Here is a 13,390-nt window from a genome sequence, read left to right on the forward strand (position 1 = left end):
GAGAGGGGGAGCGGTCGCCGATGGGCGTGCAGGACCGGCCGGAGGCGGCCGAAGCGGAGCGGTTGCTGGCCGGGCGGTACGAGCTCGGTGAGCGGCTCGGCCGGGGCGGGATGGGCACGGTCTGGCGGGCCTGGGACCGGATGCTGGACCGCGAGGTCGCGGTCAAGGAGCTGACCGTCAACCACCTGCCGGAGGAGGATCTGCAGATCCTCCACACCCGGATGAAGCGCGAGGCCAGCGCCGCCGCCCGGATCAAGCACCCCGGCGTGATCACCGTGCACGACGTGCTGGAGCAGGACGGCCGGCCGTGGATCGTCATGGAGCTGGTCGACGGCCGCTCGCTGGCCGACGTGATCAGCCAGGACGGCACCCTGCCGCCGCGCGCCGCCGCCGAGGTCGGCAGCCAGGTGCTCGCCGCGCTGCACCGCGGCCACCAGCTCGGCGTGCTGCACCGGGACGTCAAGCCGGCCAACGTGCTGCTGGAGCGCGGCACCGGGCGGGTGGTGCTGCTGGACTTCGGCATCGCCAAGTACGAGGGCTCGACCGAGCTGACCCGGCCCGGCGACCTGGTCGGCTCGCCGGACTACCTGGCGCCCGAGCGCGCCCAGGGCGAGCGGCCCGGGCCGGCCTCCGACCTGTGGGGCCTCGGGGCGACGCTGTACGCGGCGGTCGAGGGCCAGTCGCCGTTCCGCCGCGACTCGCCGATCACCACGCTGGCCGCGGTGGTCGACGAGCCGCTGCCGGAGTCGCGCCGGGCCGGGCCGCTGGGACCGGTGCTGGCCGCGCTGATGGCCAAGGACCCGGCCGACCGGCCGAGCGCGGACGAGGCGGCCCGGATGCTGGCCGAGGTCCAGGCCGGGCACACCATGGGGCTCAAGACGGTCGGGCCGACGGCCGGCCCGGTGCGGACGCCCACCCAGTCGGTGCCGGTGGTGGACCGCCGGGAGGGGCCGGACGGGACCGTGGCCTCCTCGCCGGAGGGCTCGGGCTCGGAGGCGCCGACCGATCCGCGTCCGGCCGGGACGGCGGCGACCGCGGTGTCGGCCGCCGTACCGTTCGTCCCGGAGGTCCGGGCCGACGGGCCCGGTGCCCCCGGGGGAGCGCACACCGCTCCCGGCGCGCCGGTGGCGCACCCCGGTGCGCCCGCGCGCGGGCCGGCCCTTCGCCGCAAGCGGATGAAGCTGGTCGCCGTCGCGGTGGCGGTCGGCGTGCTGGCGGCCGCGGCCACCTACTTCGCCACCCGGCACGTGGTCGGCTCCCCGACCGCCGACCCCACCCCGACCACCCAGCCCGACACGGCCGAGCCCACCGATCCGGAACCGACCGGCACCCCCACCCCGGGGGCATCCGCGCCCGCCGGCTACCGCTGGGTCGACGACTCGGCCGGCTTCCGCTTCCCGCTGCCGACCGGCGGCCCGACCTGGCAGCGCAGCCTCGGCGTCCCGGACAACAACCAGATCTTCTACAGCCCCGACAACCGGGTGCACTACCTGCAGTTCGCGGTCACCGTCGGGCAGTCGGTCAAGCCCTTGGACCACATGCGGCAGATGGAGGGCAACGTCTCCAAGTCGCTCAAGGACTACAAGCAGCACCGGTTGACCGGCTCCGTGGTGAACGGCCACGAGGCGGCCACCTGGGAGTTCAGCTACGCGGCCAAGGAGGGCGGGCGCCGGCGGGCGATCGAGACCGAGTTCCTCGACGAGGACGGCACCGCCTACGCGATCTACGCGTCCAGCCCGGACAAGGACGGTGAGTGGCAGCAGGCCGAGCAGCGCTTCACCACGGTGCTCAACCACTTCACGCCGACCCGCTGAGCCCGGGCCGTACGGGCGGAGCGCCCCGCTTTCGCCCGAGTGCGGCAGATTCTTGTTACCGACGGGTACCGCGCCGGGGTCCGAAGGCCTAGGCTGCGCCGTATGTCGGACCTCACAGCAGACGCAGTGGCCACCGAACACCCCGGCGCCGCCCCGGCGGACGGCAACCCGGCCGCCCCCGGCGGCGGCCGGACCGTCGCGACGGCCGTCCCCCGGTCCCTGGTCGAGCGGCTGGCCGCCGGGGTCACCGCCACCGGCGAGCCCAGCGTGGTGGAGACCGTCGCCCCGCTGACCGGTGAGCGGCTGGCCGGTCTGCCGCAGTCCACCCCGGCCGACGTCGAGGTCGCCTTCCAGCTGGCCCGCCGCGCCCAGCCGGCCTGGGCCGCGCTGCCGGTGCGCCGCCGGGCGGCGGTGCTGCTGCGCTTCCACGACCTGCTGCTCAAGCGGCAGGACGAGGTGCTGGACCTGGTCCAGGCCGAGACCGGCAAGGCCCGGCTGCACGCCTTCGAGGAGGTGCTGGCCGTCGCGATGGCCGCCCGGCACTACGGGCGCGCCGCGCAGGGCTACCTCAAGGACCGGCGCCGCGGCGGTGCGCTGCCGGTGCTCACCCACACCGTGGAGGCCCGCCGCCCCAAGGGCGTGATCGGCCACATCTCGCCGTGGAACTACCCGCTGGAGCTGTGCGTCGGCGACCTGCTGCCCGCCTTCGCGGCCGGCAACGCGGTGGTCAACAAGCCCGACACCCAGACCGCGCTGACCGGCCTGTGGGCCCGCGAGCTGCTGATCGAGGCCGGGCTGCCCGCCGACCTGTGGCAGATCGTGCTCGGCGACGGCCCGGTGATCGGCCCCGCCGTGGTGGAGCACGCCGACTACGTCTCCTTCACCGGCTCCACCCGTACCGGCCGCGAGGTCGCCCAGCGCGCCGCGGCCCGGCTGGTCGGCGCCTCGCTCGAGCTCGGCGGCAAGAACGCCATGCTGGTGCTCTCCGATGCCGACCTGGAAGCGGCCGCCGCGGGCGCCGTCCGGGCCTGCTTCTCCTCGGCCGGGCAGCTGTGCATCTCGATCGAGCGGCTGCTGGTGCACCGCTCGGTGGCCGACCGCTTCCTGGAGCTGTTCGTCGCCCGCACCAAGGCGCTGCGCCTGGGCGGCGGCCTGGCCTACGGCGCCGACATGGGCTCGCTGGTCTCCGTCCGGCAGCTGGACACCACCACCCGGCACGTGGACGAGGCGGTCAAGGCCGGCGCCACCGTGCTCACCGGCGGCCGGGCCCGGCCCGACCTCGGCCCGTACTTCTACGAGCCGACCGTCCTGGACGGGGTGACCCCGGAGATGGCGGTCTGCGGCGAGGAGACCTTCGGCCCGGTCGTCGCGGTCTACCGCTTCGACACCGAGGAGGAGGCGGTGGCCGCCGCCAACTCCACGCCGTACGGCCTGAACTCCAGCGTCTGGACCAGGGACCTGCGGCGCGGCCGGGCGGTCGCGGCCCGGCTGCGCACCGGGACGGTGAACGTCAACGAGGCCTACGCGGCCGCGTACGGCTCGGTCGGCGCGCCGATGGGCGGCATGGGCGACTCGGGGCTGGGCCGGCGGCACGGCGCCGACGGCATCCTGCGCTTCACCGAGGCGCAGACCGTCTCGACCCAGCGGGTGATGCCGATCGCCCCCTCGTTCGGGCTGGACGACCGGCAGTTCGCGGCCGTGATGACCGGCGGGCTGCGGGCGCTCAAGGCGCTGCGGTTCAAGTAGCGGGCGGCGTACGCCCCCTTTCCCTTCGATCCCCCGAGGAGCAGTGGCAGATGGTGGAGTCCGACGGTGCGGCGGAGTTCGACTACGACGTGGTCGTGGTCGGCTCCGGCTTCGGCGGTTCGGTCGCGGCGCTGCGGCTGACCGAGAAGGGCTACCGGGTCGCCGTCCTGGAGGCCGGGCGGCGCTTCGAGCGGGACGAACTGCCCCGCAACTCCTGGGACCTGCCGAACTACCTGTGGGCGCCGCAGCTCGGGCTGTACGGGATCCAGCGGATCCACCTGCTGGCCAATGTGCTGATCCTGGCCGGCGCCGGGGTCGGCGGCGGCTCGCTGAACTACGCCAACACCCTGTACGTGCCGCCGAAGGCCTTCTTCGAGGACCGCCAGTGGCGCCACATCACCGACTGGCAGCAGGAGTTGGCGCCGTTCTACGACCAGGCGCAGCGGATGCTCGGGGTCCGGCTGAACCCGACCGTCACGCCGTCCGACGTCCACCTCAAGGCCGCGGCCGAGAAGATGGGCGTCGGGGACACCTTCCACATGGCGCCGGTCGGGGTCTTCTTCGGGGACGGCAAGGACACCGACGGCACGGCCAAGGGCGCGCCCGGCGAGGAGGTCGCCGACCCGTACTTCGGCGGCGCCGGCCCGGCCCGCAAGGCCTGCGTGGAGTGCGGCGAGTGCATGACCGGCTGCCGGCACGGCGCCAAGAACATGCTCACCGAGAACTACCTGCACCTGGCCGAGGCGGGGGGCGCGGAGATCCACCCGCTCACCACCGTCGCCCGGATCCGGGAGGCCGGCGGCGGCTACGCCGTGGACGTGCGCCGCACCGACTCCCGGTCGAGGACCGACCGGGTCAAGGCGGGCGCCCGGACCATCACCGCCGCCCGGGTGGTGGTCGCGGCCGGCACCTACGGCACCCAGTCGCTGCTGCACCGGATGCGCGACGCCGGCCACCTGCCCCGGATCTCCGACCGGCTCGGCGAGCTGACCCGCACCAACTCCGAGGCGCTGGTGGGCGCGCAGACCACCGACCGGCGCTACGGCACCAAGGCGGACTTCACCAAGGGCGTGGCGATCACCTCCTCGATCCACCCGGACGCCAACACCCACATCGAGCCGGTCCGCTACGGCAAGGGCTCCAACGCGATGGGCGCGCTGTCGATCGCGCAGGTCAAGGGCGGCGGGAAGGCCCCGCGCTGGCTGCGCTACCTGGGTAACTCGGTGCTCCACCCGGTGACCTTCGGCCGCTCGATGAACCAGCGGGGCTGGTCCGAGAAGACGATCATCGGCCTGGTGATGCAGTCGCTGGACAACTCGATCACCGTCTCGCTCAAGAAGGGCCCGCTCGGCAAGCCCCGGCTCACCTCCAGCCAGGGCCACGGCACCCCCAACCCGACCTGGATCCCGGCCGCCGAGAAGGGCGCCCAGGCGCTGGCCGACGAGATCAACGGCTTCGCGGGCAGCACCGTCGGCGAGATCTTCGACATCCCGATGACCGCGCACTTCCTCGGCGGCTGCCCGATCGGCGACGCCCCGGAGACCGGCGTGGTCGACCCGTACCACCGGCTGTACGGCCACCCCGGGATCAGTGTGGTGGACGGCGCGGCCGTCTCCGCCAACCTCGGCGTCAACCCCTCGCTCACCATCACCGCGCAGGCCGAGCGCGCGATGTCGATGTGGCCCAACAAGGGGGAGGCCGACCGGCGTCCGGAGCAGGGCGGGTCCTACCGCCCGGTGGCCCCGGTCGCGCCGGTGCGACCGGCCGTGCCGGAGGGCGCGTTCGGCGCGCTGCGACTGCCGCTGCTGCCCGTCCCGGAGGTCCCGAAGAAGCGCGGCTGACACCCCTGTCGACAGCCAACCAGCCCGTGCCGCTTATCGGTTGACAGTCGTTCGGATCCGATGGGATAAACGGGCTCCCTGGGGGACCAGGAACTCGTCGAGCGGGGGGAATCCGGTCCATGGCCAACTGCGCATCGTGCGGCGCGACTTCGGAGGAGGGGGCCTCGGTCTGCGGCTCGTGCGGCCGGCCGGCGATGCCTCCGCCGCCGACGGCCGTCGCCCTGCCCGCGGCACCGCCGCCACCGCCGCCACCGCCCCCCGGGTACGGGCCGCCGGCCCTCCCGCCGGCCGGGTACCACCCGCCGCCGCCCGGGGCCGGCTACCCGCCGCCGCCCGGCTACCCGGCGGCCGGCGGCCCGCCCGCGCTGGGCAGCTGGGGGGCCGGCCGGCCGTACCAGCCGTCCTCGGCCGCCCGGCGGCTGCTGACCGGCCCCGACTGGCGCCCGGCGCTGCGGGCGGCCCTCGGCCCGACCGCGGTGCTGCTGCTGGCGGCGCTGATCGCGGCGATCCCGAGCGACTACACCTACGACCGGACCTTCCCGACGCCCGACTTCGGCGACCGCCTGCTGTCCACCCTGGGAATGGCGCTGAACGCGCTCGGGGCGCCGTTCCGGCTCGGCTTCCAGAGCCCGATCAGCCGGAGCCGCTCGGAGGGCCTGGAGGTCACCCTCTGGGTGGTGCCGATGACGGTCACCGTCCTGTGGGGAGTGGCCCTCTGGCTCGGCCTGCGGGCCGGACTGCGGCGGCGCAAGGCCGACGGCTCCCAGCTGACCCGCGGCCAGGCGGCCGGCGAGGCGCTGCGCACCGCGGTGGTGCTCGGCCTGGTGACCGTGGCGCTCGGCCTGGTCGGCGGCACCAGCTGGAACCCCAAGGGCGCCGAGGGCGAATCCGACTACTACGGCTCCGGGCCGAGCCTCGGGAAGCCGTCGATCAGCACCGACTCCGGCTGGCTGTGGGCGGTCGGCTGGACCGTCCTGCTCGGCGGGCTGCTGGCCTTCACCGTGTACGGCACCGACGCGCTGCGCTGGGCCGCGTGGCGCAGCCGGTCGGTGCGCGGCTGGGCGGTGGCCGCGCTGACGGCCGGCCAGGCCCTCGCGCTGACCGTGGGCCTGGCCTCGGCGACGGCCTTCGTGCTGGTCGCGGTCAACAGCGACCAGGGCTGGCAGACGGCGGTCTCGCTGGCCTTCCTGCCCAACCTCGGCCTGGAGCTGCTGGGCCTGGGCTCGGGCGCGACGGTCCGGGGGAGCAGCGACCTGGGCGGGGACACCCCCGGCTGGAGCGGTGACCGCGGCAGGCACACGGAGTTCTCCTTCTTCGACCTGCACGACCAGTCCGCCGACTGGCGCTGGGCCGCTCTGCTGGCGCTCGCCGCGGCGGTCCTGCTCGGCTGGACGGCCCACCGGCGGCGGCTGGACGTGAATGACCGGCTCCGGCTGGCGGTCGTGTACGCCGCGCTGCTGACCGGGCTGTCGGCGGCCTCCGGCGGGCTGACCAGTGCGGCGATGTCCTTCGTCGCGCCGGACGACGGTGGCTGGAGCGGTTCGAACAGCACGGTCACCACCCAGGACACCTCGATCGGCCTGGTGTTCGTCAGCGTCCTGGTGGCCGCCGTGGTCTGGGCGGCGGTCGGCGCGCTGCTGGTGCCCGCGCTGCTGGCGGCGCTCGGTGGCGGGGGCGCCGGCGCGGCCTACGGGGCGGTGCCGCCCGGGGCGGGGCCGTACGGGTCGTACGAGTCGTACGGGGCGGTGCCGCCGGCGGTGCCGTACCCGGCCGGGCCGGGTTACGGGGTGCCGGGGGCGCCTGTGGCGCCCGGGGTTCCCGGGCAGGGCGGTCCGGCGTACGGGGCGCCGCCGCCGGGGGCCGCGGTGCCCGGAGCGCCGTACCCGCCCGGGCCGGTGGCGGATGCCGGGCCGGTGGCGGACGCGCCGGAGGTGGCCGGGGTGAGTGAGGTGATGGGCTCGCACGACGCGCCGCCCGCCCCGGCGGCCGGGACGGGGCTGCCTCCGGACGCCCGGCGGCCGGCGCAGGAGCCGGTCGACCCGACGGTCTGGCGCGACCACCCCTAGGGCGTGTCTGACAATTCGCGTCGGATCAGCGCGCGGCGTTGGGGTGCGTGCATCGCAAGGCGGAGGAGGGAGTCCATGCGGTGGGGGCACCTCCCGGCCGAAGGCTGGGGGCCATCGGCGACCGACGACAACGCGGCGAGGTGCGCTTGTGCCCTGGGGGTACCTCCCGGCCGAAGGCTGGGGGAGCGTCGCGCGCCCGGCGGGAATTGTCAGACACGCCCTAGGCCGGGCGCGGAAAGGGCAAAGGGCCCCGCGGGGGAACGGGGCCCTTTGTCGCTCAGCACTCGGCGTCAGGGCTGCGCCGGTGCTGGAGGTGACGGCGCCGGGGGAGGAGCGCCGTCGGGTCGGTCGGCTCGTGGTGTGGCTCCGCGCGCCGGCGTGGGTGGCCGGTGGAGCGGGGCACGCGCTCCCGTGCGGCGGCGGGTCGGCGGACAGGTCTGCGCGGGCCCTTGATCACGGAGCGTGAGGTGATGACCGCCGCCGCCGTGCGGCGTCGAGGCCGCGGAGACATCGGTCCGGGCCTCCACGGCAGGCCTTCCGGCCGCCGGGAGAACCGTTCACACCGAGCATCGTGGTGGACGGAGGGGCTGCTCTGCAACCGGTTCGGCACAGTTCGGCACAGTCCATTTACCGGCGGCACCGCACTGAATGATCACGGTGAGTAGTGGTTCGAGGGGCTGCGGCGCACGGGGACGCGCGTAGCAGCGCGGGACGGCGGGGGTGGTGCGCCCGGGGTGCGCCCCGGATCGAAGGGCGGTGCGACGGCCGGTCCCGGGCGTCCCCGGGGAGCCGGCCGTCCCACCTCTCGGCCCAGTCGCGGCCGGGGTCGCTGTCCCCTGCTGGCCGGCCGCGGCACCCGCGCACGGTCCCACGGAGCCGCGCTCCCCGGCTGGCCGGGGCGGCGGCGCCACATGCGCCGGTGGACTGGGGTGAAGCTCCACGCGTGGTCCTGCAGCCGTACGGCGGTGCCCCCGGTCGGGGGCGGCGGCGGCGCGTCTGGCGGACGCGGCGGAACCGTGCGGTCGTCTGAAGCAACGAAGAGCGGGCCCGACCGGTCACGGTCCTTTGGACGTGCAGACGAGTGAAACCGGACAGCCCGGTAGAATCGGTGTCCAGACACCCCACACCCGTCCGCCGCCGCTGCCCTCCGTCGGGGAGGCGGCTCCGCGCGACACCTCGATACCGCTGCCGGAAGGCCGTCTGTGTCCTCTGCAATTCCCGTCCAGTCCGTGCCGGACAACGACACCGTCCTGGTGGTCGACTTCGGCGCCCAGTACGCCCAGCTCATCGCCCGTCGGGTGCGTGAGGCGCGGGTCTACAGCGAGATCGTGCCGAGCAGCATGCCGGTCGCCGAGATGCTCGCCAAGAACCCCAAGGCGATCATCCTCTCCGGCGGTCCGTCGTCGGTCTACGAAGAGGGCGCGCCGCAGCTCGACCGCGCGATCTTCGAGGCCGGCGTCCCGGTCTTCGGCATGTGCTACGGCTTCCAGCTGATGGCGAAGACCCTGGGCGGCACCGTCGACAACAGCGGTGCCCGCGAGTACGGCCGCACCCCGCTGAAGGTCTCCCGCACCGGCTCCACCCTGTTCGAGGGCGTGCCGGCGGAGCACTCGGTGTGGATGTCGCACGGCGACGCCTGCTCCGCCGCCCCGGCGGGCTTCACCGTCACCGCCTCCACCGAGGTGGTCCCGGTCGCGGCCTTCGAGAACGACGAGGCCCGGCTGTACGGCGTCCAGTACCACCCCGAGGTGCTGCACTCCGACCACGGCCAGCAGATCCTGGAGCACTTCCTCTACCGCGGCGCCGGCATCGCTCCGACCTGGACCACCGGAAGCGTGGTCGAGGAGCAGATCGCCCTGATCCGCGAGCAGGTCGGCACCAAGCGCGCGATCTGCGGCCTGTCCGGCGGCGTGGACTCCGCGGTCGCCGCGGCCCTGGTCAACAAGGCCATCGGCGACCGGCTGACCTGCGTCTACGTCGACCACGGCCTGATGCGCAAGGGCGAGACCGAGCAGGTCGAGAAGGACTTCGTGGCCGCCACCGGCGTCCAGCTGAAGGTCGTCGACGCCTCCGAGCGCTTCCTGAACGCGCTCAAGGGGGTCACCGACCCCGAGGAGAAGCGCAAGATCATCGGCCGGGAGTTCATCCGGGTCTTCGAGCAGGCCCAGGCCGAGATCGTCGCCGAGGCCGGCGCGCACGGCGAGTCGGTCGACTTCCTGGTCCAGGGCACCCTGTACCCGGACGTGGTGGAGTCCGGCGGCGGTACCGGCACCGCCAACATCAAGTCCCACCACAACGTCGGCGGCCTGCCCGAGGACCTCCAGTTCCAGCTGGTCGAGCCGCTGCGCAAGCTGTTCAAGGACGAGGTCCGGATGGTCGGCCAGGAGCTCGGCCTGCCGGAGGAGATCGTCCAGCGCCAGCCGTTCCCGGGCCCCGGCCTGGGCATCCGGATCGTCGGCGAGGTCACCAAGGAGCGCCTGGACCTGCTCCGCGACGCCGATGCGATCGCCCGCGAGGAGCTGACCGCGGCCGGCCTGGACCGCGAGATCTGGCAGTGCCCGGTCGTGCTGCTCGCCAATGTGCGCAGCGTGGGCGTGCAGGGCGACGGCCGCACCTACGGTCACCCGATCGTGCTGCGCCCGGTCTCCTCCGAGGACGCCATGACCGCCGACTGGTCGCGCCTGCCGTACGACGTGCTGGCGAAGATCTCCACCCGGATCACCAACGAGGTCCGCGACGTGAACCGCGTCGTCGTCGACGTCACCAGCAAGCCGCCGGGCACCATCGAGTGGGAGTGAGCCCTCCCCGCGAAGCCTGAACGGCCGCGCCGTCGTTCCCGTAGTGAAGGGAACGGCGGCGCGGCCGTTCGCGGTCACGGCTCCGGCACGTCCCACCGAAAGCGGGCAGGAGCGGGCAGAATGCGGACCGGACCTGTCAGAAAGCGGCAGGCCGTGAGGGAAGGTGTGCGGGATGTCGGAGGTCAGCAACTCCGAGGCGATCGACGGAGGAGCGGCCGGCCGGGCCGACCGGGCGGCCCGGCGGCGGGCGTTCGCGTCCAGGTACGCGCTGCTGCCTCTGCGGCTGTTCCTCGGCGTCACCTTCGTCTACGCCGCCCTGGACAAGCTCTCCGACGCGCACTTCCTGGCCGGTGCCGGCGACCCGGCCTCCTTCCTCTCCCAGACCCGGGCCGCCAAGGCGGGCGGCAGCCCGATCGCCTTCCTGCTCGGCCCCGCGCTGGACGCGCCCACCCTGTCCGCGCTGGCCATCGCCTTCGGCGAGCTGGCGGTCGGCCTCGGCACCCTGCTCGGCCTCTGGGGCCGGATCGCGGCGCTCGGCGGCGCGCTGATCAACCTCAGCCTGTGGCTGACCGTCAGCTGGAGCGTCTCGCCGTACTACCTCGGCAACGACCTCGGCTACCTGCTGGCCTGGACCCCGCTGCTGCTGGCCGGCACCCCGTACCTGTCGGTGGACGGCTACCTGGCCGGGCGGGCCGGACGGGACCGCGAGCGGGGGCTGACCGAGGAGCACGTCAAGCGCCGGGCGCTGGTGGACGGCGGCATCGCGGCGGTCGCGATCGGCGGCGCCGGGCTGCTGACCGGCTCGCTCACCCGCACCTTCGGCCGGGGCGGCAAGGCCGCGCCCAAGCAGTCCGCGGCCCCGGCCCCCGGCGCCGGCGCACCCGCCCCCACGGTCGCCGCGGCGAGCGTGCCGGTCGGCGGCTCGGCCCAGGTCAAGGACCCGGCCACCGGGGACGCCGTCTACATCGTGCAGCCCAAGGCCGGCCAGTACTGCGCCTTCTCCGCCGTCTGCACCCACTCCGGCTGCGCGGTGGACGCCCCGAAGAACGGCCAGCTGTACTGCCCCTGCCACGGCTCCCGCTTCGACGCCGCGACCGGCGCGGTGGTCAACGGGCCGGCGGTCAAGCCGCTGCCCCGGTACGGCGTCAGCAAGGACGGCGACAAGCTGACCCTGGGCCCGCAGCAGAGCTGACCGACCGTACCGGCCGCTGCTTGTTCGCTCGTCCGCCCGCCTACTCGTCCCGGTCGGTCCGGCTCCGCCGGGCCACCGCCGCGACCGCGCCGGCCAGGCCGCCGACGCCGAGCACGATGAAGGTGACCGGGACGACGATGCGTCCGTTCACCGTCTCGTCGTTGAGCGCCGCCACCAGGTAGCTGATCGCGATCGTGGTGAACAGGCCGCCCGCGATCAGCGAGAACAGGTCGAGCCGGTGCTTCCTCACTGCTGGACCACCTTGATGTCGCCGATGCCGATGCCGAGTTGGAGATCGATGGTGCCCTTGGACGGGCGGCCGTCCAGCGGGCCGAGCTGGTAGACGTGCCGGCCGGTGCCGTCGTTGCGGTCGCCGGGGACGGTGACGTTGCCCAGGCCGACCCGGGCCACCAGGTCCACCGTGACGTCCGCCGGCACGGTGACGACCAGTTCGCCGGCGCCGAGGTCGACCTTGGTGGCGACGGTGCCGCCCGCCGGGTCCAGCCGGGAGAGGTCCAGCCGGATGTTGCCGGCGCCGAGGTTGTAGCGGTCCTTGAGGTCCGCGGCCGTGGCGACCGTCCAGGAGCGGTCGCCGACGGCGTCCTGCACGGTGTGCGGCGAGTGGCCGGTGAAGGCCAGCGCCAGGGTGGTCAGCAGGCCCAGCACCGCGAGCTTGCGGGCCTTGCCGAACTTCGCGGCCAGCAGCAGGGTCAGGCCGATCACCAGCAGCCCGGTGGCCAGCACGACGGTGCTCAGTTTGGTGACGTCGGTGTGGCCGACCGAGGCGGACCAGACCGCGGTGGCGGCGCCGATCGCCAGCAGGAAGCCGAAGAAGCCGAGGGGCGAGCGCTCCTTGGGGCGCCGGACGACGGCCGGCTCGCGGCGGCGCTCCGGGCGCTCCTTGCGCAGCGGGTCGCCCTCCGGGAGGTCGGCGCGCTGCCACCAGGGCTGGGCCGGGCCGCCGGGCGGCGGCACCTTCGGGCCCGCGCCGGGGGGCGGGGTGGCGCCCTGCTCGCCGGCGCCGTACGGATTGCGCTCGGGGTGGCGGGGGTCCCACAGGTAGCCGCTCGGGCCGGGCGCGGGGGAGTCGGCGGGGACGGTCCCGGCGGCCTGGTCGGCGGCGTGCCGGGCCCGGGCGGCCTCGTCCTGCGGCCAGCCGTGGCCGTCGGCGTCGGGGAAGTGGCGGTCGTACGGGCCGCCGGACCGGCGCCCGCGGCCGCGGAAGCGACCGCGGCGGCGCTCCGGGTCGTAGCGGACCGCCAGGAAGACCAGGCCGCCGAGCAGCAGCAGCGGGAACAGCTGGTCGCCGTCGCCCATCGAGGAGAAGAACACCCCGGTGCCGATCACGGTCAGCAGCACCGCGCCGATCGACTGGCCGTCCACCCGGCCGGTCAGCACCCGCTGGAGCTCGGTGCGCCCGCCGCGGCCCTTGCCGTCGGCGCCGTCCTCGGTCGGGACGATCAACCAGGCCAGGCCGTACAGGAACAGCCCGAGGCCGCCGGAGAGGCAGAGCACCACGGTGACCACCCGGAACACCACCGGGTCGATGTCCAGATGCCGCCCGAGGCCGCCGCAGACACCGGCCACCACGCGGTGGTGCTCGGTCCTGGTCAGCGGCGGGCGTTCCGGTTCCGGCGGGGCGGTCGGCCCGGCCTCCTGGATGTGGTCCTCGGTCATGGGCACCATCCTTCCGGCCCGGGGCGGGCGGACCCAACCGGGTACGGCCCTGTCCCTACCCTGACTTGTCCCTGAGAGGACTGGGGGCGACACCCTGATGCGCCCGGAGGCGCCCGCGTGGAACCATCGGTGGCGTGGCAGCACCCGGTACCGATCCCCGCCCCCTCGCCCCCGACGCCGCGGCGTCGGCCGGCGCCGACCCCAACGCGCCCGCAGCCGGGCGGCCCCCCTACCGCCGGCTGTACCGCAGCCCGCA

At 74.7% G+C, this 13,390-nt stretch carries 8 protein-coding genes and 1 pseudogene; 7 read left to right on the forward strand and 2 right to left on the reverse strand.

Annotated features, from left to right (window positions below; all coding sequences use genetic code 11):
- Positions 1-20: 20 nt before the first annotated feature.
- The 7 genes and pseudogenes from ACFVXG_RS13490 (at position 21) to ACFVXG_RS13520 (ending at position 11,457) form a co-directional block, all read left to right on the forward strand.
- The gene (locus tag ACFVXG_RS13490) at positions 21-1,814 is read left to right on the forward strand and encodes a protein kinase (protein ID WP_387927061.1); all 1,794 of its coding nucleotides are present in this window, start codon (positions 21-23) and stop codon (positions 1,812-1,814) included.
- A gap of 102 nt (positions 1,815-1,916) precedes the next feature.
- Positions 1,917-3,560 carry a succinic semialdehyde dehydrogenase gene (locus tag ACFVXG_RS13495; RefSeq protein ID WP_387927063.1) on the forward strand — a complete coding sequence of 548 codons (1,644 nt, stop codon included), beginning with the start codon at positions 1,917-1,919 and terminating at the stop codon, positions 3,558-3,560.
- Between the two features lie 50 nt (positions 3,561-3,610).
- Complete coding sequence (locus tag ACFVXG_RS13500) at positions 3,611-5,401, forward strand: GMC oxidoreductase (protein WP_387927065.1); 1,791 nt, start codon at positions 3,611-3,613, stop codon at positions 5,399-5,401.
- Between the two features lie 119 nt (positions 5,402-5,520).
- Positions 5,521-7,467 (forward strand): hypothetical protein, encoded by a 1,947-nt coding sequence (locus ACFVXG_RS13505; RefSeq protein WP_387927067.1) that lies wholly within the window; start codon positions 5,521-5,523, stop codon positions 7,465-7,467.
- Between the two features lie 1,229 nt (positions 7,468-8,696).
- Complete coding sequence (guaA, locus tag ACFVXG_RS13510; RefSeq protein ID WP_387927069.1) at positions 8,697-10,265, forward strand: glutamine-hydrolyzing GMP synthase; 1,569 nt, start codon at positions 8,697-8,699, stop codon at positions 10,263-10,265.
- 172 nt (positions 10,266-10,437) lie between these two features.
- Positions 10,438-10,965: pseudogene (locus ACFVXG_RS13515) on the forward strand (DoxX family membrane protein); the annotation flags it as partial.
- 207 nt (positions 10,966-11,172) lie between these two features.
- Positions 11,173-11,457: a ubiquinol-cytochrome c reductase iron-sulfur subunit gene (locus ACFVXG_RS13520; protein WP_387927162.1), complete on the forward strand. Its 285-nt coding sequence runs from the start codon at positions 11,173-11,175 to the stop codon at positions 11,455-11,457.
- A gap of 40 nt (positions 11,458-11,497) precedes the next feature.
- Here the strand turns inward: ACFVXG_RS13520 and ACFVXG_RS13525 are convergent, their stop codons facing one another.
- Positions 11,498-11,707, reverse strand: a complete 210-nt coding sequence (locus ACFVXG_RS13525; protein WP_387927071.1) for a hypothetical protein — start codon at positions 11,705-11,707, stop codon at positions 11,498-11,500.
- Positions 11,704-13,134, reverse strand: a complete 1,431-nt coding sequence (locus tag ACFVXG_RS13530) for a PspC domain-containing protein (RefSeq protein WP_387927073.1) — start codon at positions 13,132-13,134, stop codon at positions 11,704-11,706. Before ACFVXG_RS13530 ends, ACFVXG_RS13525 begins: the two co-directional genes overlap by 4 nt.
- Positions 13,135-13,390: the final 256 nt, after the last annotated feature.

It is taken from the genome of Kitasatospora sp. NPDC058162, from assembly GCF_042884005.1.
In the GTDB taxonomy this organism is placed as follows: domain Bacteria; phylum Actinomycetota; class Actinomycetes; order Streptomycetales; family Streptomycetaceae; genus Kitasatospora.

Bases quoted from the DNA above. Each gene is read 5' to 3' on its own strand.
- ACFVXG_RS13490 (WP_387927061.1), top strand. From the start codon at position 21: ATGGGCGTGCAGGACCGGCCGGAGGCGGCCGAAGCGGAGCGGTTGCTG.
- ACFVXG_RS13495 (WP_387927063.1), top strand. From the start codon at position 1,917: ATGTCGGACCTCACAGCAGACGCAGTGGCCACCGAACACCCCGGCGCC.
- ACFVXG_RS13500 (WP_387927065.1), top strand. From the start codon at position 3,611: ATGGTGGAGTCCGACGGTGCGGCGGAGTTCGACTACGACGTGGTCGTG.
- ACFVXG_RS13505 (WP_387927067.1), top strand. From the start codon at position 5,521: ATGGCCAACTGCGCATCGTGCGGCGCGACTTCGGAGGAGGGGGCCTCG.
- ACFVXG_RS13530 (WP_387927073.1), bottom strand. From the start codon at position 13,134: ATGACCGAGGACCACATCCAGGAGGCCGGGCCGACCGCCCCGCCGGAA.